The sequence below is a fragment of the Streptomyces sp. RLB3-17 genome, assembly GCF_007113425.2.
Lineage (GTDB): Bacteria > Actinomycetota > Actinomycetes > Streptomycetales > Streptomycetaceae > Streptomyces > Streptomyces mirabilis_D.
This window is the reverse complement of the sequence record NZ_CP041610.2, coordinates 3,470,571-3,490,500: the sequence shown is the minus strand read 5'-3', so window position 1 is coordinate 3,490,500 and position 19,930 is coordinate 3,470,571. Positions and strand designations below refer to the sequence as shown.

The window sequence follows — 19,930 nt, the reverse complement described above, 5'->3', positions numbered from 1 at the left end:
CAGCATGGCCGGATACCGCCCCATCAGGCCTCACCAGGCCGCTCAGCTGCGGCGCAGCAGTCGCGTCGCCCCCGCCGCCACCGTCGTCGCCAGGATCCAGCCCAGGAGGATCACCACCGCGGCCAGCCACTGCCAGGCGCCGCTCAGCTGCCAGACGCCCACCTGGCCGAGGTCGATCACCGGCAGCAGCAGGTCGAGGGCGAACAGTGCGGCGTTCCACGGCGGATGCCCGCCGTTCGCCGGGGTGTGGGTCGCGTGCGAGAAGGCGATCGAGGACGCCGCCCAGAGCACCGCCATCCACAGGGCGGCCCGGCCGGGCCGGTACCCGTAGGCGACCGTCCAGTCCTGCGCGTACCCCCACAGCTTGGCCGCGAGCGGCAGGGTCTCGCGGCGGCGGCGCTGCTTGGCGAGCAGCACCTCGCGCGCGTCCTCGTCCTCCCCCGAGTCGCGCAGCACGGTGGCCAGCCGCTCGTACGGCTCCGGGCTGTACTCCGCGGTCGCCGCCGCCACCCACTCCAGGCGCCGGGTCAGCGGGAAGCCGCCCTGCGGTACGAGGTTCTCGTAGCTGAAGCCCCCCATGTGGAGGTTGCCCGGGCCCGGCCAGCTGTCGGCCCGGTCGACGAGATTGACGATCCGCGCGCCCGACAGGACCACCTTGCCCCGCTCGGGACGCTCCCCGAGGAAGCGCAGCTCGGGCGTCTGCACCCGCAGCAGGGACAGCTCCTGGTCGTCGTCGAAGGTGAAGCGGGCCCGCTCGAAGTCGAGGGCGTCCCCGAACCGTCCGTCGTCGAGGCGGATGCCGCCCTGGCACTCGAAACGCTGCACCAGCGTCCCGCGGGCCGGGGTGGTGCCGCTGGTCAGCAGGGGATTGCCGAGGCCCGCGGGGGTCATGTACAGCGTGCGGTTGACGGTCAGCTGGGGGGCGTTCAGAGCCAGCCGCGAGTACGGGTTGTTCAGCTTGCTGCCGCGCAGGCTGAGCGAGACGCCGACGGTGGCGCCGCGCAGGCTCAGCTCGCCGTGCGACTCCAGCATCTCGGCCTGCAGATCCTGCCCCACGGTCATGCCGTCGCCGGTGAGCGAGCGGCCGCGCCGGTCCCGGTAGACCACGGCCTGGTTGAGCAGCAGATCCGTACCGATGTGCGCGTCGGTCAGCCGCACCCCGTTGTGGAAGCGGCAGCGGGGCAGATGCAGATCGCCCTCGGTGTGCACCCGGGCCGCCTCCAGGCGCGGCACCGAGCAGTTGACCAGACGTACGGTCGTGAAGTGCGCCTCCGGCAGCAGGATCTCCTTCTCGAACCGGCAGCCCTTCAGCTCGACGTACGGCACCACCGTGCCGCCCGCGAGATCGAGGACGTCCGTGATCTGCACGCCGGTCAGCTTCAGGGAGGCGACCCGGCCCTGGAGGGCGGGCGGCCCGTCGAGCAGCAGCCATGCCACGATCCGGGCCCGGACACTGCGCTCGGGCCCCCAGGGATGGCCGCCGTGCGGATCGTCCACGGTCAGGTCCCCGCTGCGCAGGTCGTACACGCTGCCGTTGCGGAAGGCCTGCCACATCCCGGCCTCGGCGGCGGTCAACTCGTCCGGCAGGTCCCCACCGCGGACGCCGGCACCCTCGGTCACGTCACGTCCCTCCCTCCCCAGCTACTCGCGGGTTTCGTACAGCCGTTCATGCCCGCTGTGTGACGGACCGAACGCTATTGGTGACGGAGATCTCCAGGGGGAGCCTGGGACGGCTTGTATCAGCCATTGATACGGGCGTCCGGCGCCATATCGCCGTCTGAGAGAATTGGGACCGTGATCTCCCGAATCGATCTGCGCGGCGACGCCCTCCCCGAGGGCTCCGCCCTGCGCGACCTGCTGCCCCGAGCCGACTTCGACGTATCGGCCGCCCTGGAGAAGGTGCGTCCGATCTGTGAGGCCGTGCATCATCGTGGCGACGCGGCGCTGATCGACTACGCGGAGAAGTTCGACGGGGTGCGGCTGGAGTCCGTACGGGTTCCGGCCCGGGCCCTCACCGAGGCCCTGGAGCAGCTCGACCCGGCCGTGCGCGCGGCCCTGGAGGAGTCCATCCGCCGCGCCCGCCTGGTCCACCGCGAGCAGCGCCGCACCGCGCACACCACGCAGGTCGTGCCGGGCGGCTCGGTCACCGAGAAGTGGGTGCCGGTCGAGCGCGTCGGTCTGTACGCGCCCGGCGGACGTTCGGTCTACCCCTCGTCCGTGATCATGAACGCGGTTCCGGCACAGGAGGCCGGAGTCGCCTCCATGGCGCTCGCCTCCCCGCCGCAAAAAGACTTCGGGGGGCTCCCGCACCCCACGATCCTCGCCGCCTGCGCCCTCCTCGGCATCGACGAGGTGTACGCGGTCGGCGGCGCCCAGGCCGTCGCGATGTTCGCGCACGGAACCGAGTCCTGCGCCCCGGCCAACATGGTCACCGGGCCCGGCAACATCTGGGTCGCCGCCGCCAAGCGCTACTTCACGGGCAAGATCGGCATCGACACCGAGGCCGGTCCCACCGAGATCGCGATCCTCGCGGACGAGACCGCCGACCCGGTGCACGTGGCCTCCGACCTGATCAGCCAGGCCGAGCACGACCCGCTCGCCGCCGCCGTCCTCGTCACGGACTCCGTCGAGCTGGCGGAGGCGGTCGAGAAGGAGCTGGAGCCGCAGGTCGCGGCCACCAAGCACATCGAGGACCGGATCGTCCCCGCGCTGAGCGGCAGGCAGTCCGCGATCGTCCTCGTCGACGGCGTGGACGAAGGCCTGCGGGTCGTCGACGCGTACGGCGCCGAGCACCTGGAGATCCAGACGGCGGACGCTGCCGCCGTCGCCGACCGGGTGAAGAACGCGGGCGCGATCTTCGTCGGCGCCTGGGCGCCGGTGTCGCTGGGCGACTACTGCGCGGGCTCCAACCACGTGCTGCCCACCGGCGGCTGCGCCTGCCACTCCTCGGGGCTGAGCGTCCAGTCCTTCCTGCGCGGGATCCACATCGTGGACTACACGCGCGACGCCCTCGCCGAGGTGGCGCACCACGTGGTGACGCTCGCGGAGGCGGAGGACCTGCCGGCCCACGGGGCGGCGATCAAGGCCCGTTTCGGGTGGAAGGTTCCAGAGAGCAAGTGACCGGTATCGACGATCTTCCCGTACGGGACGAGCTGCGCGGCAAGTCCCCCTACGGCGCGCCCCAACTCGACGTGCCCGTAAGGCTGAACACCAACGAGAACCCGTACCCGCTGCCCGAACCGCTGGTCGAGCGGATCGCCGAGCGGGTCCGCGAGGCCGCCCGCAACCTCAACCGCTACCCCGACCGCGACGCGGTGGAGCTCCGTACGGAGCTGGCCAAGTACCTGACGAGGACCGGCGGGCACCGGGTCGGCGTCGAGAACGTCTGGGCGGCCAACGGCTCGAACGAGGTCATCCAGCAGCTGCTGCAGACCTTCGGCGGACCGGGGCGTACGGCGATCGGCTTCGAGCCCTCGTACTCCATGCACGCGCTCATCGCGCGCGGCACCGGCACGGCCTGGATCTCGGGTCCCCGCGGCGAGGACTTCACGATCGACCGGGCCGCCGCCGAGCGGGCCATCGCCGAGAGCCGCCCGGACGTCGTCTTCATCACCACCCCCAACAACCCCACGGGCAACGCGGTGCCGCGCGAGACGGTCCTCGCGCTGTACGAGGCCGCGCAGGCCGCCAAGCCGTCCATGGTCGTGGTCGACGAGGCGTACATCGAGTTCAGCCACGGTGACTCGCTGCTGCCGCTGATCGAAGGCCGGCCGAATCTCGTCGTGTCGCGAACGATGTCGAAGGCGTTCGGCGCGGCCGGACTGCGCCTCGGCTATCTCGCCGCGCACCCCGCGGTCGTCGACGCGGTCCAGCTCGTACGGCTGCCCTACCACCTGTCGGCCGTCGCGCAGGCCACCGCCCTGGCCGCCCTGGAGCACACCGACACGCTGCTCGGGTACGTCGAGCAGCTGAAGGCCGAGCGGGACCGCCTGGTCGCCGAACTGCGTGCGATCGGGTACGAGGTGACCGAGTCCGACGCGAACTTCGTCCAGTTCGGGCGATTCGACGGCGAGGGCGGCTCCCACGAGGCCTGGCAGAAGATCCTCGACCGGGGCGTCCTGGTCCGGGACAACGGCGTACCGGGATGGCTGCGGGTCTCCGCCGGCACCCCGGCCGAAAACGACGCGTTCCTGGACGCGGTCCGTGAGTTGAAGAAGGAGCAGAGCGCATGAGCCGCGTCGGAAGAGTGGAGCGGACGACCAAGGAGACGTCGGTCCTCGTCGAGATCGATCTCGACGGGTCCGGCAAGGTCGAGGTGTCGACGGGCGTCGGCTTCTACGACCACATGCTGGACCAGCTCGGCCGGCACGGTCTGTTCGACCTGACCGTGAAGACCGAGGGCGACCTGCACATCGACTCGCACCACACCATCGAGGACACCGCGCTCGCGCTCGGCGCCGCCTTCAAGCAGGCACTCGGCGACAAGGTGGGCATCTACCGCTTCGGCAACTGCACGGTCCCGCTGGACGAGTCCCTCGCCCAGGTGACCGTCGACCTGTCGGGCCGCCCGTACCTCGTGCACACCGAGCCCGAGAACATGGCGCCGATGATCGGCGAGTACGACACGACGATGACCCGGCACATCCTGGAGTCCTTCGTCGCCCAGGCCCAGATCGCACTGCACGTGCACGTGCCCTACGGGCGCAACGCGCACCACATCGTGGAGTGCCAGTTCAAGGCGCTCGCCCGGGCGCTGCGGTACGCCTCCGAGCGCGACCCCCGCGCCGCCGGCATCCTCCCCTCCACGAAGGGCGCGCTGTAAAGCCATGACAGGCCTCAACACCATCCTCATCGTCGTCGGGCTCTTCCTCCTGGGCGGTGTCTACTCCTTCGTCAAGCAGAAGATGCCCGCGAGTCTCATCGTGCTGCTCTCCATCGGCGCCGCGATGTGTCTGATCGCGGGCGTCATGAGGCTGGAGGTGTGGAATTGACCGCTCCTAAGAAGGTCGTCGTCTTCGATTACGGCTTCGGGAACGTGCGTTCCGCCGAGCGTGCCCTCGCGCGCGCGGGCGCCGAGGTCGAGATCACGCGTGACTTCGACAAGGCCATGAACGCGGACGGGCTGCTGGTGCCCGGCGTCGGCGCCTTCGCCGCCTGCATGAAGGGCCTCAAGGACGCCCGCGGCGACTGGATCATCGGCCGCCGTCTGTCCGGCGGCCGCCCGGTGATGGGCATCTGCGTCGGTATGCAGATCCTCTTCGCGCGCGGCATCGAGCACGGCGTGGAGACCGAGGGCCTCGACGAGTGGCCCGGCACGGTCGAGCCGCTCCAGGCCGACATCGTGCCCCACATGGGCTGGAACACCGTCGAGGCCCCGGCCGGCTCCCAGCTCTTCGCGGGCCTCGACGCCGACGCCCGCTTCTACTTCGTGCACTCCTACGCCGTCCACGACTGGTCCCTGGAAGTGGGCAACCCGGCGCTGCGCGCCCCCCTGGTGACCTGGTCGACGCACGGCAAGCCGTTCGTGGCGGCCGTCGAGAACGGCCCCCTGTGGGCCACGCAGTTCCACCCCGAGAAGTCCGGCGACGCCGGAGCCCAGCTCCTCACCAACTGGATCGGAACACTGTGAGCAAGCTCGAACTCCTCCCCGCCGTCGACGTCCGCGACGGCCAGGCCGTCCGGCTCGTGCACGGCGAGTCCGGGACGGAAACTTCTTACGGCTCCCCCCTTGAGGCCGCCCTCGCCTGGCAGAGCTCGGGTGCCGAGTGGCTGCACCTCGTCGACCTGGACGCCGCGTTCGGCACGGGCGACAACCGCAAGCTGATCGCCGAGGTCGCCGGCGCCATGGACATCAAGGTCGAGCTGTCCGGCGGCATCCGCGACGACGACACGCTCGCCGCGGCCCTCGCCACCGGCTGCACCCGGGTCAACCTCGGCACCGCCGCCCTGGAGACCCCCGAGTGGGTCGCCAAGGTCATCGCCGAGCACGGCGACAAGATCGCGGTCGGTCTCGACGTACGCGGCACGACGCTGCGCGGTCGCGGCTGGACCCGCGACGGCGGCGACCTCTACGAGACGCTGGAGCGCCTCAACGCCGAGGGCTGCGCGCGCTATGTCGTCACGGACATCGCCAAGGACGGCACGCTGCAGGGCCCGAACCTGGAGCTGCTGCGCACGGTGTGCGCCGCGACGGACCGCCCGGTGGTCGCGTCGGGCGGGGTGTCCTCCCTGGACGACCTGCGCGCCATCGCCGAGCTCGTGCCGCTGGGCGTCGAGGGCTCCATCGTCGGCAAGGCCCTCTACGCCAAGGCGTTCACCCTGGAAGAGGCCCTGGAGGCGGTAGCCAAGTGAGCGACGTACGACGTGTCACGACCGGCGCGCCCTGGGAGGACGCCTTCGGCTACTCCCGGGCGGTGGAGCTGCCGAACGGCCTGGTGCTGGTCGCCGGCTGCACCTCCGTGATCGACGGAGCGGTCGTCGACGGCGACCCGTACGAACAGGCGGTCAACTCCTTCAACGCCGCGTTCGCCGCGTTGCAGCAGCTCGGCCTCGGCCGTGACGACGTCGTCCGTACGCGCATGTACATCACCCACGCCCGGGACGTGGAGGAGGTCGGACGCGCCCACAAGGAGCTGTTCGACACCGTCCGTCCCGCCGCGTCCATGATCATCGTCTCCGGCTTCGTCGACTCGCGACTGGTCGTCGAGGTCGAGGTGGAGGCGTTCCGCTCCGGCGGAGAAGACGGAGTGTCCGCAGCATGACCCTTGCCGTACGAGTCATCCCCTGCCTGGACGTGGACAACGGCCGGGTCGTCAAGGGCGTCAACTTCCAGAACCTGCGTGACGCGGGCGACCCCGTCGAGATGGCCAAGGTGTACGACGCCGAGGGCGCCGACGAGCTGACGTTCCTGGACATCACCGCGTCCTCGGGCAACCGCGAGACCACCTACGACGTGGTGCGCCGCACGGCCGAGCAGGTCTTCATCCCGCTCACCGTGGGTGGCGGCGTACGCACCGCCGAGGACGTCGACAAGCTGCTGCGGGCGGGCGCCGACAAGGTCGGGGTCAACACGGCCGCGATCGCCCGGCCCGAGCTCATCCGGGAGATCGCGGAGCGGTTCGGACGGCAGGTGCTGGTGCTGTCGGTGGACGCCAGGCGCACTCCCGGGGGGACCTTCGAGGTCACCACCCACGGCGGGCGCAAGGGCACCGGCATCGACGCGGTCGAGTGGGCGCACCAGGCCGCCGAGCTGGGCGCGGGCGAGATCCTGCTCAACTCGATGGACGCGGACGGCACGAAGGACGGCTACGACATCGAGATGATCGAGGCCGTCCGTAAGCACGTCACCGTGCCGCTCATCGCCAGCGGGGGCGCGGGCCGGCTCGCCGACTTCCCGCCCGCCATCGCCGCGGGCGCCGACGCGGTGCTCGCCGCGTCCGTCTTCCACTTCGGGGATCTTCGGATCGGCCAGGTGAAGGAGGCGCTGCGGGGGGCGGGGCGCCCCGTTCGCTGACGTCGGACGTCGGCGGTGCAGGCAGTGCGCTGAGCCCCGGTCACTGGGTGGCCGGGGCTCACTTGCGGGCAGATGCGAAAGATAAGTTGCGCAAAATATGTTGTGCAATTTTTCTTTCGTATCTACGGTTGGGGACATGGCAAGCAAGGAGAACCGCCGGATCACGGACATGGGCACGCTCAAGGCGCTGGCCCATCCGTTGCGGATGAAGCTCTACCGGGGGCTCATCGTGGCCAGGGTCGCCACCGCCTCCCAGCTGGCGGAGCAGGTGGACGAGGCCGTCTCACTGGTCAGCTACCACCTGCGCAAGCTGGCCGAGCACGGCGTGATCGAGGAGGCGCCGGCACAGAGCGCCGACGGCCGGGAGCGCTGGTGGCAGCCCGCCTCGGACGGGGTCAGCATCCGCGACGAGGACTTCCGCGGCGCGCCCGAGAAGGCCGCTGTGTACACCGCGGCCAGTCGGCTCTTCTCCGAGCAGCGCGCCGACCTGTACCGCCGTTACCTCGACGAACGCGCTCACTGGTCGCCCGAGTGGAACCGCGCCGCCGAGTCCTCCGAGTCCGCGATGCGGCTGACGGCCGGTGAGCTGTCCGAGCTGGTCGCGGACATGCAGGCCCTGTTCAAGGCCTACACGGAGCGGGGCCGGGCCGCCGAGGAGGCCGGTGACACCGAAGGCCGCGAGAACGTCGCGGTGCACACGTACGCCTTCCCGTTCCGCGTCTGAGCCGCGCCCGAGCCGCGTCCGAGCCGCGCCCGAGCCGGGTCTGGTCCCGGTCCCGAGCCGGGTCTGGTCCCGGTCCGAGGCTGGTCCGGGACCGGGGTCCGGGTCCGGGTCCGGGGTCCGGGTCCGGGTCCGGGGTCCGGGTCTGAGCCGAGTCTGAGAGGACAAACCCCATGAGCGTCACCGCAGTGCGGCCGGGCGCGGCCGACGAGCGGCCCGCCCACCGTGACCCCAACGTGCTGCGCTGGGTCGGTGCGTACACCTCGTCGGCGATCGGCGACAACGTCTACTACATCGCCCTGTCCTGGGCCGCCGTCCAGGCCGGGACACCCGCGCAGGCCGGGCTCGTGTCGGCCGCCGGCGCCGTGCCCCGCGCCCTGCTGATGCTCGGCGGGGGAGTGGTCGCCGACCGGTTCGGGCCGCGTCGTGTGGTCGTCGGCAGCGGCGCGGTGCGCTGTGCTCTGGTCCTGACCGCCGCCGGGCTGCTCCTCGCGACCAGCCCCGGACTCTGGGCGCTGGGCGCGGTGGCCGTGCTCTTCGGGGTCGTGGACGCCGTCTTCCTGCCCGCCGCGGGCGCCCTCCCCGCCCTGCTCGCCCCCCGGAGCCAGCTCGCCCGGGTCCAGGGCATGCGGGGCCTGGCGACCCGGCTCGCCACCGTCCTCGGCGGCCCGCTCGGCGGCCTGGGCGTGGCCCTTGGCGGTACCGCCGGAGCGTTCGGACTGGCCGCGCTGCTGATCGGGGTGTCCCTGCCGATGCTGCTGACCATACGGGTCGGGCGGCTGCCCGCGGACGACGACAAGGCGCGCGGAGCGGTCATGGCCGAACTCCGGGACGGGCTCCGGCGCATCCGCCGACACCCGGTGCTCCGCCCGTTGGTGCTCGCCATCGCCCTCTCCGACCTGGGCTTCGTCGGACCGATGAACCTCGGCCTGACCCTGCTCTCGCAGCAGCGCGGGTGGGGGTCGTCCGGGATGGGCTGGGTGCTCGCCGGGTTCGGGACCGGCGCGGGTGCGGCGTCCCTGCTGCTCGCCCTGCGGGGGTGGGTGCCGCGCGCCGGACTCGTGATGGCGGTGACGGCCGTCGCGGGCTCGGTGGCCATCGGGGGGCTCGCGCAGGTGGCGTCCGTCGCCGCCGGGGCCTGCGTGGCCCTGTGCATCGGACTGCTGGCCGGGCTGGGCGGGGCCCTGAGTGGCGCGCTGGTGCAGGCGCAGACCGAACCCGCGTACGCCGGTCGGGTCATCTCGGTCTCCACCTTGGTCAGCTTCGGCGTCGCGCCGCTCACCTTCCCGGTGGTCGGCTGGGCCGTCGAGCGATGGGGCACCGGCCCGGTCTTCACGAGCTGCGCCGCGATCTGCGCCCTGAGCGGGATCATCGCCCTCTGCTCCCGGCCTCTGCGCCACGCCGAGCTGCCGCGCTGAGCAGGCCGCTCGGGGCCTCAGGGCCGGTCCGGCGGATCATGCCGCAGACGCGGGGGCCGGCACGCCCCACCCCAAGCTCTTCGAGCGGGGGGACCCCCATCGACTTGGCTCTTCGAGCAGGGGGACCCCCATCGTCTTGCAGCCGCACGCACCGAGCCCCGCTCACCGGCGTCGATGAGCCATCGTCGCTCTCCTGCGACCTGATCCGCCGGACAGGCCCCGACAGGTGCCGGACAGGCCCTGGCAGGTCCGGCGGTCCGCAGCCGCACCCGGTTCGGTGAGCCCGCTCAGAGACCCAGCTGCTTCGTCTCGCTCAGCTTCGCGATCGCGTCCTTGTCGCCCTCCAGCTCCACGTCGGCCGTCTTCTGCCGGCCGAGGGCGAACATCAGCAGCTCCGAGGGCTCGCCGGTCACCGTCACGACCGGTGTGCCCCGGTGGGCGACCGCCGTCTGGCCGTCCGGGCGGCGCAGCACCAGGCCGGTCGGGGCGCCACGGCCGGCGAGGCGGGCGGTGCGCTCAAGGCGGGACCACAGGGCGTCCTGGAAGACCGGGTCCAGCGGGCGTGGCGTCCAGTCCGGCTGGGCCCGCCGCACGTCCTCGGTGTGGACGTAGAACTCGACCGTGTTCGACGCCTCGTCGATCTGCTTCAGCGCGAAGGGCGAGAAGCGTGGCGGGCCCGTACGGATCAGCTGGATCAGCTCCTCGTACGGCTTCTCGGCGAACTCCGCCTGCACCCGCTCCAGACGCGGCGCGAGCTGTTTGAGCAGCAGCCCGCCCGCGGCGTCCGCGCGGCGCTCGCGCACCACCACGTGCGCGGCGAGATCACGGGTGTTCCAGCCCTCGCACAGGGTCGGGGCGTCCGGGCCCTCGGCCTCCAACAGGTCGGCGAGGAGAAGTCGTTCACGCTTGGCATGGGTCGACATGCCAGCAAGCCTACGACCGCCCCAGGAGCCCGCCCAGTGGACGTCGGCGTTCAGGGGGCGCACGGTCCGGCCTGTGGACAACTGGCGGGTGCGTCCCACGGGCGCGGCACAATGGTCGGCATGACCAGCACGCCCCCGCCCAGCAGCCCGAGCGGCCTGGATCCCGAGATCGCCGCGCGCCTCAAGCGCAGCGCCGACGGACTCGTCCCCGCCATCGCCCAGCAGTACGACACCGGTGAGGTGCTGATGCTCGGCTGGATGGACGACGAGGCTCTGCACCGCACGCTCACCACGGGCCGCTGCACGTACTGGTCGCGCAGCCGCCGGGAGTACTGGGTGAAGGGCGACACCTCCGGCCACTTCCAGTGGGTGAAGTCCGTGGCCCTGGACTGCGACGCCGACACGATCCTGGTCCAGGTCGACCAGGTGGGCGCCGCCTGCCACACGGGCGCCCGTACCTGCTTCGACGAGGACGTGCTCCTCAAGGAGGCGGCCCCCGTGGACACCCAGGGCGCCGATTCCGGCGTACCGTCACTGGATCAGTAAGGTCAGCCGCCATGGACCTCGAGACGTTCCGCAAGCTGGCCACCGACCGCCGTGTCATCCCCGTCAGCCGCAAGCTCCTCGCCGACGGCGACACGCCGGTCGCGCTCTACCGCAAGCTGGCCGCCGAGCGCCCCGGCACCTTCCTCCTGGAATCCGCCGAGAACGGCCGCGCGTCCTTCTCGTGGTCCAGGTACTCCTTCATCGGCGTCCGCAGCCAAGCCACCCTGATCGAGCGCGACGGGCAGGCCCACTGGCTCGGCACCCCGCCCGTCGGCGTCCCCGTCGACGGGGACCCGCTGGCCGCCCTGCGCGCCACCATCGAGGCCCTGCACACACCGCACGGAGAGGGCCTGCCCCCGTTCACCGGCGGCATGGTCGGCTACCTCGGCTACGACATCGTGCGCCGCCTGGAGAAGATCGGCCCCGGCGAGCGGGACGATCTGAAACTTCCCGAGCTGACCATGCTGCTCACCAGCGACCTCGCCGTCATGGACCACTGGGACGGCTCGGTCCAGCTGATCGCCAACGCGATCAACCACAACGACCTCGACACCGGAGTCGACGAGGCCTACGCGGACGCGGTCGCCCGCCTCGACGCCATGGAGGCCGACCTCTCCCGCGCGGTCTCCCAGCCGCCCGCCGCGCTCCCGCCCTCCGAGCTGCCCGAGTACACCGCCCTGTGGGGCGGCCCGGACTTCCAGGACGCCGTCGAGGACATCAAGGAGCGCATCCGGGCGGGCGAGGCCTTCCAGGTCGTCCCCTCCCAGCGCTTCGAAACGCCGTGCACGGCAAGCGCGTTGGACGTCTATCGCGTACTGAGGGCGACCAATCCCTCCCCGTACATGTACCTCTTCCGCTTCGACGGCTTCGACGTCGTCGGCTCGTCCCCCGAGGCCCTGGTCAAGGTCGAGGACGGGCAGGCGATGGTGCACCCCATCGCGGGCACCCGGCCGCGCGGCGCCACCGTCCAGGAGGACCAGGCCCTCGCCGACGAGCTGATCGCCGACCCCAAGGAGCGCGCCGAGCACCTGATGCTCGTCGACCTGGGGCGCAACGACCTGGGGCGGGTCTGCGAGCCAGGCTCCGTCGAGGTCGTCGACTTCATGTCCATCGAGCGCTACTCGCACGTGATGCACATCGTGTCCACCGTGACCGGACGCGTCGCGGCGGGCCGTACGGCCTTCGACGTGCTCACCGCCTGCTTCCCGGCCGGCACCCTCTCCGGCGCCCCCAAGCCGCGCGCGATGCAGATCATCGACGAACTCGAACCGTCCCGGCGGGGCCTGTACGGCGGCTGCGTCGGCTACCTCGACTTCGCCGGCGACTCCGACACCGCCATCGCCATCCGTACGGCCCTGCTGCGCGACGGCACCGCGTACGTCCAGGCGGGCGCCGGCATCGTCGCCGACTCGGACCCCGTCGCCGAGGACGACGAGTGCCGCAACAAGGCCGCCGCGGTCCTGCGCGCGGTGCACACCGCCAACCGGCTCGGCCGGTAGCGGGCGGCTCAATCCGGGTTCTGCCGTACGAGTTCGGGCGATAGGACGAGGGTCACGTGAACCCCGGGTGACGGTTCGCCCGGGGTTCAGGCGATAGTGGACTACGTGACAGCTGTACCTTCCCCCCGATCCGAAGCCGCGGGACCCGCCCGGTCCGGCCGCCGAAGCCTCGCCGTCGCCCTGCTCAGCGGCGCCCTCGGCGCGGCCGTGGCGCTGCTCTCCACCCGGCAGAGCTGGTCGGAGGGCACCGCGACGGTGGCCGGCGGCGCCTTCCCGCTGACCGCCAAGGGCAGCGACGTCACGGGCGTGCCCGCGGCGCTCGCCATAGTGGGCCTCGCCGCGCTCGTCGCCGTCTTCGCCGTCCGCAGCTCCGGGCGCTTCCTCGTCTCCGCCCTGCTCGCGCTCTCCGGCGCGGGCACGGTCGTGGCGGCGGTGCTCGGCGCGAGCGACAGCTCCGCCCTCGACGAGAAGGCCGCGGCCGCCTCCGGCGACACCGCCGCCACCGCGAGCGCCCTCAGCCACACCGCCTGGCCCTACGCGGCCGCGGCGGGCGGCGCGCTCATCCTCCTCGCGGGGCTGCTCGCGCTGCGCTACGGACGGCTGTGGCCCGCGATGTCCGGCCGCTACGAGCGCGACGGGACGCCCCGGCCGCGCAAGGCCAGGCCGGTCGACCCCGACCGGCCCGAGGACATCTGGAAGGCGCTCGACCGGGGCGAGGACCCGACGGGACCGGATCCGGCCGGGACCTAGGACCGGAATCGGCCGAGGCCAAGGACCGGAATCGGGCAGACCGGGCAGGCCCTACGGCCCGGGACCTTGGTCGTGACGTGCAGAATGTGACGTGCCAGTCGCCACCCCGCGCTCCCGCCGCAGGCGTGCGTACGGGAGAATGGACGATGAGCGTCCGACTCACACACGTAATCAGCAACGAGGAGCAAGTCATGGCGGGCAGCAGCCACGGTCACACCCCGGCCGCCTGGACCGGTGTCATCATCGCCTTCATCGGTTTCTGCGTCGCGGGTGCCTTCATGGTGATGGCCAACCCGCTGGGCTTCTGGGCCGGCATGGTCATCGTCGTCCTCGGCGGTGTCGTCGGCATGGCCATGCGCGCGGCGGGCCTCGGCCAGCCGAAGAGGACCGCGGCCCCGGCCGTGGCGCACCCGGTCCGCGAGGCCGTCGGCGCCGAGAGCTGACCCCCCAGGGCTTCTCGAGAGGCGGTCCCGGCACTCCCGCCGGGACCGCCTCTCGCGCGTCCGCCCCGGACCCGCCGCACCCGCGACGAGCGCGCCACGCCCGGGACGGGCAGAATGCGACGGGTGAACGCCGAAACCCGGAGGGTGACGCCGCCCCGACCTGCTGAGCGGGTCGTGCCGCGGCGGCTCGCCGTCCCCGCGGGGGCGCTCGCGGCCGTCGCCGGCGCCTTCGCGTACGTCGGGGCCGTGGACCCCAACCAGCCCGGGCACTACCCCGTCTGCCCGCTGCTGCGCTACACGGGCCTGTACTGCCCCGGCTGCGGCGGTCTGCGCAGCGCGCACGCCTTCGTGCACGGGGACTTCGCGGCGGCCTTCACGGACAACGCGCTCGCCTTCACGGGCTACTTCGTCCTCGCGGTGGTGTGGACCGTCTGGGCGGTCCGCTCGGCGCGCGGACGGCCGCTGCGGATCGACCTGGGGCCCGTGCACCTGTGGAGTGCGGGCGTGTTGCTCCTGGTCTTCACCGTTGTCCGGAACCTGCCCTTCGGTGGCTGGCTGCACCCTTGATCAAATGGCAAACGTCCAGGTAGTGGGACCGGCGTCAACCGGATGTGAAGCCAAGCCCTTCCTCCGGATACCATCGGAGTGACCCATCATGACCGTCGGAACGGCGGTCCGGGGTCGACAGGCTCAACCGTTCACCGTCAGGGAAGGGGGCCGCTCGCGTGAGTGTGCTCGACGAGATCATCGACGGAGTCCGTGCCGACCTCGCGGAGCGGCAGGCGCGCGTCAGCCTCGACGAGCTCAAGGAGCGCGCGGCGAAGGCTCCCGCGGCCAAGGACGGCGTGGCCGCCCTGCGTGGCGACGGCGTCAAGGTCATCTGTGAGGTCAAGCGCTCCAGCCCGTCCAAGGGCGCGCTCGCCGCGATCGCCGACCCCGCGGCCCTGGCCGCGGACTACGAGGCGGGCGGCGCGGCCGTCATCTCGGTCCTGACCGAGCAGCGCCGCTTCGGCGGCTCGCTGGCCGACCTGGAGGCCGTCCGTGCCCGGGTCGACATCCCCGTGCTCCGCAAGGACTTCATCGTCACGTCGTACCAGCTGTGGGAGGCCCGCGCGTACGGCGCCGACCTCGCGCTGCTGATCGTGGCCGCCCTCGACCAGGCCGCCCTGGAGTCCCTCATCGAGCGCGCCGAGTCCATCGGGCTCACACCGCTGGTCGAGGTGCACGACGAGGACGAGGTCGAGCGGGCGGTGGACGCCGGGGCGAAGGTCATCGGCGTCAACGCGCGCAACCTGAAGACCCTCAAGGTGGACCGCACCACCTTCGAGCGGATCGCTCCCGAGATCCCGTCCGGCCTCGTCAAGGTCGCCGAGTCCGGCGTCCGCGGGCCGCACGACCTCATCGCGTACGCCAACGCCGGCGCCGACGCGGTCCTGGTGGGCGAGTCCCTCGTCACCGGCCGCGACCCGAAGACGGCGGTCGCCGACCTCGTCGCGGCCGGGGCCCACCCCGCGCTGCGCCACGGACGGAGCTGACACTCCGGTGCACAGCGCGCCCCACGCCACCGCCGTCACCCGTCCGGGCCCACGCCCCGACGGGGGAGTGGCGTGCGTGCGGGCGGCTGCAGCCGGGGCGCGCGACCCCTACGCCCGCCTCGCCCGCGGCTGTCGGCCGCGCGGCTGCCGGGCACCGGCCCGCCGCGTCCACGGGCGCCGCGTGCGGTATGTCATCGGTGACGAACCGGGCCAGGTCAACGGCATGCGATGGCCCGCCGGCGCACGCGTACAGACGCCGCTCCGGGCCCGCCGCACCTCGCGGTGAGCTGACGGCTCCGACTCCGGGTGCCCTCGGGGCGACCTGTGCGTGCGCGACCGACGTGACCCCTGTCCGACCTGTAACCGGGGCTGTCGCCCCTGCGAGGTATCCGCATGCCCAGCGAGTTCTTCATTCCCGACCCCGAGGGTCAAGTTCCCACCGCCGAGGGGTACTTCGGCGCGTTCGGCGGCAAGTTCATCCCGGAGGCGCTGGTCGCCGCCGTGGACGAGGTCGCCGTCGAGTACGACAAGGCGAAGGCGGACCCCGAGTTCGCCCGCGAGCTCGACGACCTGCTCGTCAACTACACCGGGCGCCCGAGCTCACTCACCGAGGTGTCCCGCTTCGCCGAACACGCCGGTGGGGCGCGCGTCTTCCTCAAGCGCGAGGACCTCAACCACACCGGGTCCCACAAGATCAACAACGTGCTCGGTCAGGCCCTCCTCACCAAGCGGATGGGCAAGACCCGCGTCATCGCCGAGACCGGCGCCGGTCAGCACGGCGTGGCCACCGCCACCGCCTGCGCGCTCTTCGGCCTCGAGTGCACGATCTACATGGGTGAGATCGACACCCAGCGGCAGGCACTCAACGTGGCCCGCATGCGCATGCTCGGCGCCGAGGTCATCGCCGTGAAGTCCGGCTCCCGCACCCTCAAGGACGCCATCAACGAGGCCTTCCGGGACTGGGTCGCCAACGTCGACCACACGCACTACCTCTTCGGGACCGTCGCGGGGCCGCACCCCTTCCCCGCCATGGTCCGCGACTTCCACCGGGTCATCGGCGTCGAGGCCCGGCGGCAGATCCTGGAGCGCGCCGGACGGCTCCCCGACGCGGCCATCGCCTGCGTCGGCGGCGGCTCCAACGCCATCGGCCTCTTCCACGCCTTCATCCCGGACGCGGACGTACGCCTCATCGGCTGCGAGCCCGCCGGACACGGCGTGGAGACCGGGGAGCACGCCGCGACCCTGACCGCCGGTGAACCCGGCATCCTGCACGGGTCGCGGTCGTACGTCCTCCAGGACGAGGAAGGGCAGATCACCGAGCCCTACTCCATCTCGGCGGGCCTCGACTACCCGGGCATCGGCCCCGAGCACTCCTACCTCAAGGACAGCGGCCGCGCCGAGTACCGCGCGGTCACCGACGACGCGGCCATGCAGGCCCTGCGCCTGCTCTCCCGCACCGAGGGCATCATCCCGGCGATCGAGAGCGCCCACGCGCTCGCCGGGGCCCTGGAGGTCGGCAAGGAGCTGGGCAAGGACGGGCTGATCATCGTCAACCTGTCCGGGCGCGGCGACAAGGACATGGACACGGCCGCCCGCTACTTCGGCCTGTACGACACCGCCGCCGACGCCGTCGTCGAGCCGGACGCCGACAGTGACACCGCAGAGATCGAGGGGGACGCCAAGTGAGCGGCAACATCCAGCTGTTGAGCGACACCCTCGCCGCCGCGAAGGCGGAGGGGCGCTCCGCGCTCATCGCGTACCTGCCGGCCGGGTTCCCGACGGTCGACGGCGGGATCGCGGCCGTCAAGGCCGTCTTCGAGGGCGGCGCGGACATCGTCGAGATCGGTCTGCCGCACAGCGACCCCGTTCTCGACGGGCCCGTCATCCAGACCGCCGACGACATCGCCCTCAAGGGCGGCGTCAAGATCGCCGACGTCATGCGCACGGTCCGTGAGGCGCACGGGGCCACCGGGAAGCCGGTGCTCGTCATGACGTACTGGAACCCCATCGACCGCTACGGCGTCGAGCGCTTCACCGCCGAACTGGCCGAGGCGGGCGGCGCGGGCTGCATCCTGCCCGACCTGCCCGTCCAGGAGTCCGCGCTGTGGCGTGAGCACGCGGAGAAGCACGGTCTCGCGACCGTCTTCGTCGTCGCGCCCAGCAGCAAGGACGCCCGGCTCGCCGAGATCACCGCGGCGGGCAGCGGCTTCGTGTACGCGGCCTCGCTGATGGGCGTCACGGGCACGCGGGAGTCCGTGGGTGCCCAGGCCCAGGACCTGGTGCGGCGTACCAAGGCCACCACCGAGCTGCCGGTCTGCGTCGGCCTCGGTGTCTCCAACGCCACCCAGGCGGCCGAGGTGGCCGGCTTCGCCGACGGTGTGATCGTCGGTTCGGCCTTCGTCAAGCGGATGCTGGACGCGGCGGACGAGGCCGCGGGCCTCGACGCGGTCCGCGCCCTCGCGGGCGATCTGGCGAAGGGCGTGCGCGGCACGGCCTGAGACACCTTCCGCCGCGTACGCGTCCTGTTGCGTACGTAACGGACAATCCGCTCACTCGAACGGGTGGACCTGGGACCGGGGAGGCGCGCTGCGCCTCCCCGGTTCGTTCTGCCGGTTGTGAGCGAGAAGAACCGTGACGGAAAGCGCACCGCCCGCGAGCGGATGGCGGTCGAGCGAGAGAAGCAGAAGTCCGCGGACAGGCGCCGCCGGGCGCTGATCGTGGGCGCGTCGGTGGTGTGCGTCCTGGCCCTTGCCGCGGTGGTGGGCGTCCTGGCCGCCAACTCGGGCAAGGACAAGAAGAGCGCCGCGTCGGGCCCGGCCGTGTCGCCCTCGGGTGCGACCGGCAAGGACGGCCTCGCCATCCCCGTCGGCAAGGACGGCGCCAAGTCGACCCTCACGGTCTGGGAGGACTTCCGCTGCCCGGCCTGCCAGGCCTTCGAGACGGTGTACCGCCCGACGATCCACGAGCTGGTGGACGCCGGAAAGCTCAGGGTCGAGTACCACCTGGTCACGCTCATCGACGACGGCAGGGGAGGCAGCGGCTCCCGGCACGCGGCCAACGCCGCGGCCTGCGCCCAGGACGCCGGAAAGTTCACGGCGTTCCACGACGTGCTGTACGAGAACCAGCCCAGCGAGACCACCGACGACTTCTCGAACGACAACAAGCTCATCGAGCTGGCGGGCAAGGTCGACGGCCTGGATACCCCCGCCTTCCGGAAGTGCGTCAAGGACGGCACGCACAACAGCTGGGTCGTGAAGTCGAACGCGGCCTTCCAGCGCGGCGGTTTCCGGGGCACGCCGACCGTGCTGCTGGGCGGCAAGAACATCTACGAGGACCAGACGATGACCCCGGCGAAGCTCAAGCAGATGGTGGAGGCGGAGAACAAGGCCTGAGCCCCGCGTCGGCCCTGTGCCCCCGGCTCGGACACGGGCCGGGGGCGACTCATGTCGTTGCTCACGTCCTGACCCGAGTTGTGGCCTTCGTCACGCCCCGTGTCAGGGCCTCTGTTCGGGGCCCCTGTTATGGACCCGTAGCCGGGCTGCTTGCCGTGGGTCCGGTCCGGCAGGGTAGCGTCGACCCTGCCATGGATATCGCCTACATTCCCAGCCCGTCGCACGGTGTGGTGCACCTCGGCCCCATCCCGCTGCGCGGCTACGCGTTCTGCATCATCATCGGCGTCTTCGTAGCCGTCTGGCTCGGCAACAAACGCTGGATCGCCCGGGGTGGGCGGCCCGGCACGGTGGCCGACATCGCGGTGTGGGCCGTCCCGTTCGGCCTTGTCGGTGGCCGGCTCTACCACGTGATCACGGACTACGAGCTGTACTTCAGCGACGGCCGTAACTGGGTGGACGCCTTCAAGGTGTGGCAGGGCGGCCTCGGCATCTGGGGCGCGATCGCGCTCGGTGCCGTGGGCGCGTGGATCGGCTGCCGCCGACGCGGCATCCCGCTCCCCGCCTGGGCCGACGCCCTCGCCCCCGGCATCGTCTTCGCCCAGGCCATCGGGCGCTGGGGCAACTGGTTCAACCAGGAGCTGTACGGCAAGGCGACGGACGTGCCGTGGGCGCTGCACATCACGTCCTCGACGGACGGGCGCGTGCCGGGGTACTACCACCCGACGTTCCTGTACGAGTCCCTGTGGTGCGTCGGCGTCGGCTTCCTCGTCATCTGGGCGGACCGCCGCTTCACGCTGGGCCACGGGCGGGCGTTCGCGCTGTACGTCGCCGCGTACTGCGTCGGCCGCGGCTGGATCGAGTACATGCGCGTCGACGACGCCCACCACATCCTGGGCCTGCGTCTCAACGACTGGACCGCGATGGTGGTCTTCCTCCTCGCGGTGACCTACATCGTGGTGTCGGCGCGGCTGCGGCCGGGACGCGAGGAGGTCGTCGAGCCGGACGGGGACACCCCCGACGGGGATGCCGTCGACCTCGACAAGAAGGCCGACAGCGAGGTCGACAGCAAGGCTGACGACGAGGCCGACGAGACGACCGGCAAGAAGTCCGACGGCAAGAAGCTCGACGGCAAGAAGCCCGACGCGAAGACGGACACCGAGTCCGACGGACCCGCGCAGTCCAAGGAGCCC

Annotated in this window: 22 protein-coding genes and 1 pseudogene; 21 read left to right on the top strand and 2 right to left on the bottom strand. The window is 71.8% G+C overall.

Annotation, left to right across the window (positions count from 1 at the left end):
- Window positions 1-42: 42 nt before the first annotated feature.
- Window positions 43-1,620, bottom strand: a complete 1,578-nt coding sequence (locus tag FNV62_RS16205; RefSeq protein ID WP_143601372.1) for an oxidoreductase — start codon at window positions 1,618-1,620, stop codon at window positions 43-45.
- A 174-nt stretch (window positions 1,621-1,794) separates the two neighbouring features.
- On the opposite strand from FNV62_RS16205, the gene hisD reads away from it, so the two are divergent.
- The 10 genes from hisD to FNV62_RS16160 all read left to right on the top strand — a co-directional run bounded on the left by hisD (window position 1,795) and on the right by FNV62_RS16160 (window position 9,652).
- A complete protein-coding gene (hisD, locus tag FNV62_RS16200) occupies window positions 1,795-3,120 on the top strand; it encodes a histidinol dehydrogenase (RefSeq protein ID WP_143601371.1) in 1,326 nt (441 codons plus the stop codon).
- Window positions 3,117-4,232, top strand: a complete 1,116-nt coding sequence (locus FNV62_RS16195; protein ID WP_054231465.1) for a histidinol-phosphate transaminase — start codon at window positions 3,117-3,119, stop codon at window positions 4,230-4,232. Before hisD ends, FNV62_RS16195 begins: the two co-directional genes overlap by 4 nt.
- A complete protein-coding gene (gene hisB / locus FNV62_RS16190) occupies window positions 4,229-4,822 on the top strand; it encodes an imidazoleglycerol-phosphate dehydratase HisB (protein ID WP_054217455.1) in 594 nt (197 codons plus the stop codon). Before FNV62_RS16195 ends, hisB begins: the two co-directional genes overlap by 4 nt.
- Before the next feature lie 4 nt (window positions 4,823-4,826).
- A complete protein-coding gene (locus FNV62_RS54580; RefSeq protein ID WP_054231464.1) occupies window positions 4,827-4,991 on the top strand; it encodes a hypothetical protein in 165 nt (54 codons plus the stop codon).
- Window positions 4,982-5,629 (top strand): imidazole glycerol phosphate synthase subunit HisH, encoded by a 648-nt coding sequence (gene hisH / locus FNV62_RS16185; protein ID WP_177323971.1) that lies wholly within the window; start codon window positions 4,982-4,984, stop codon window positions 5,627-5,629. The genes FNV62_RS54580 and hisH overlap by 10 nt, the downstream gene beginning before the upstream one ends.
- Window positions 5,626-6,351, top strand: a complete 726-nt coding sequence (gene priA / locus FNV62_RS16180; RefSeq protein ID WP_054231462.1) for a bifunctional 1-(5-phosphoribosyl)-5-((5-phosphoribosylamino)methylideneamino)imidazole-4-carboxamide isomerase/phosphoribosylanthranilate isomerase PriA — start codon at window positions 5,626-5,628, stop codon at window positions 6,349-6,351. The genes hisH and priA overlap by 4 nt, the downstream gene beginning before the upstream one ends.
- Window positions 6,348-6,761 (top strand): RidA family protein, encoded by a 414-nt coding sequence (locus tag FNV62_RS16175; RefSeq protein ID WP_054231461.1) that lies wholly within the window; start codon window positions 6,348-6,350, stop codon window positions 6,759-6,761. Before priA ends, FNV62_RS16175 begins: the two co-directional genes overlap by 4 nt.
- Complete coding sequence (gene hisF, locus FNV62_RS16170; RefSeq protein WP_054231460.1) at window positions 6,758-7,513, top strand: imidazole glycerol phosphate synthase subunit HisF; 756 nt, start codon at window positions 6,758-6,760, stop codon at window positions 7,511-7,513. The genes FNV62_RS16175 and hisF overlap by 4 nt, the downstream gene beginning before the upstream one ends.
- 136 nt (window positions 7,514-7,649) lie before the next feature.
- Window positions 7,650-8,237, top strand: a complete 588-nt coding sequence (locus FNV62_RS16165) for an ArsR/SmtB family transcription factor (RefSeq protein WP_054231459.1) — start codon at window positions 7,650-7,652, stop codon at window positions 8,235-8,237.
- Window positions 8,238-8,407: 170 nt separating this feature from the next.
- Window positions 8,408-9,652, top strand: a complete 1,245-nt coding sequence (locus FNV62_RS16160; protein WP_143607832.1) for an MFS transporter — start codon at window positions 8,408-8,410, stop codon at window positions 9,650-9,652.
- Between the two features lie 287 nt (window positions 9,653-9,939).
- On the opposite strand, the gene FNV62_RS16155 is transcribed toward FNV62_RS16160, so the two are convergent.
- Window positions 9,940-10,575: a TIGR03085 family metal-binding protein gene (locus FNV62_RS16155; protein WP_060902101.1), complete on the bottom strand. Its 636-nt coding sequence runs from the start codon at window positions 10,573-10,575 to the stop codon at window positions 9,940-9,942.
- A 120-nt stretch (window positions 10,576-10,695) separates the two neighbouring features.
- Between FNV62_RS16155 and hisI the strand changes: the two genes are divergently transcribed.
- The 11 genes and pseudogenes from hisI to lgt all read left to right on the top strand — a co-directional run.
- Window positions 10,696-11,121 carry a phosphoribosyl-AMP cyclohydrolase gene (gene hisI / locus FNV62_RS16150; protein ID WP_054231580.1) on the top strand — a complete coding sequence of 142 codons (426 nt, stop codon included), beginning with the start codon at window positions 10,696-10,698 and terminating at the stop codon, window positions 11,119-11,121.
- A gap of 11 nt (window positions 11,122-11,132) precedes the next feature.
- Window positions 11,133-12,620 carry an anthranilate synthase component I gene (locus FNV62_RS16145; protein ID WP_054231456.1) on the top strand — a complete coding sequence of 496 codons (1,488 nt, stop codon included), beginning with the start codon at window positions 11,133-11,135 and terminating at the stop codon, window positions 12,618-12,620.
- A 96-nt stretch (window positions 12,621-12,716) separates the two neighbouring features.
- The gene (locus FNV62_RS16140) at window positions 12,717-13,370 is read left to right on the top strand and encodes a TIGR02234 family membrane protein (RefSeq protein WP_054231455.1); all 654 of its coding nucleotides are present in this window, start codon (window positions 12,717-12,719) and stop codon (window positions 13,368-13,370) included.
- 191 nt (window positions 13,371-13,561) lie between these two features.
- Entirely contained in the window at window positions 13,562-13,813 is a 252-nt protein-coding gene (locus FNV62_RS16135; RefSeq protein ID WP_054231454.1) for an HGxxPAAW family protein, read from the top strand.
- A 114-nt stretch (window positions 13,814-13,927) separates the two neighbouring features.
- The gene (locus tag FNV62_RS16130; RefSeq protein WP_143607830.1) at window positions 13,928-14,380 is read left to right on the top strand and encodes a DUF2752 domain-containing protein; all 453 of its coding nucleotides are present in this window, start codon (window positions 13,928-13,930) and stop codon (window positions 14,378-14,380) included.
- A 158-nt stretch (window positions 14,381-14,538) separates the two neighbouring features.
- Window positions 14,539-15,348 carry an indole-3-glycerol phosphate synthase TrpC gene (gene trpC / locus FNV62_RS16125; protein ID WP_054231452.1) on the top strand — a complete coding sequence of 270 codons (810 nt, stop codon included), beginning with the start codon at window positions 14,539-14,541 and terminating at the stop codon, window positions 15,346-15,348.
- A 7-nt stretch (window positions 15,349-15,355) separates the two neighbouring features.
- On the top strand, window positions 15,356-15,634 hold the full coding sequence (gene trpM, locus FNV62_RS16120) for a tryptophan biosynthesis modulator TrpM (protein WP_376226742.1): 279 nt from the start codon (window positions 15,356-15,358) through the stop codon (window positions 15,632-15,634).
- A 107-nt stretch (window positions 15,635-15,741) separates the two neighbouring features.
- Complete coding sequence (gene trpB / locus FNV62_RS16115; RefSeq protein WP_054231451.1) at window positions 15,742-17,034, top strand: tryptophan synthase subunit beta; 1,293 nt, start codon at window positions 15,742-15,744, stop codon at window positions 17,032-17,034.
- Window positions 17,031-17,846: a tryptophan synthase subunit alpha gene (trpA, locus tag FNV62_RS16110; protein ID WP_060902105.1), complete on the top strand. Its 816-nt coding sequence runs from the start codon at window positions 17,031-17,033 to the stop codon at window positions 17,844-17,846. Before trpB ends, trpA begins: the two co-directional genes overlap by 4 nt.
- A 117-nt stretch (window positions 17,847-17,963) precedes the next feature.
- Window positions 17,964-18,740: a DsbA family protein gene (locus FNV62_RS16105; protein WP_164331684.1), complete on the top strand. Its 777-nt coding sequence runs from the start codon at window positions 17,964-17,966 to the stop codon at window positions 18,738-18,740.
- Between the two features lie 191 nt (window positions 18,741-18,931).
- Window positions 18,932-19,748: pseudogene (lgt, locus tag FNV62_RS16100) on the top strand (prolipoprotein diacylglyceryl transferase); the annotation flags it as partial.
- Window positions 19,749-19,930: the final 182 nt, after the last annotated feature.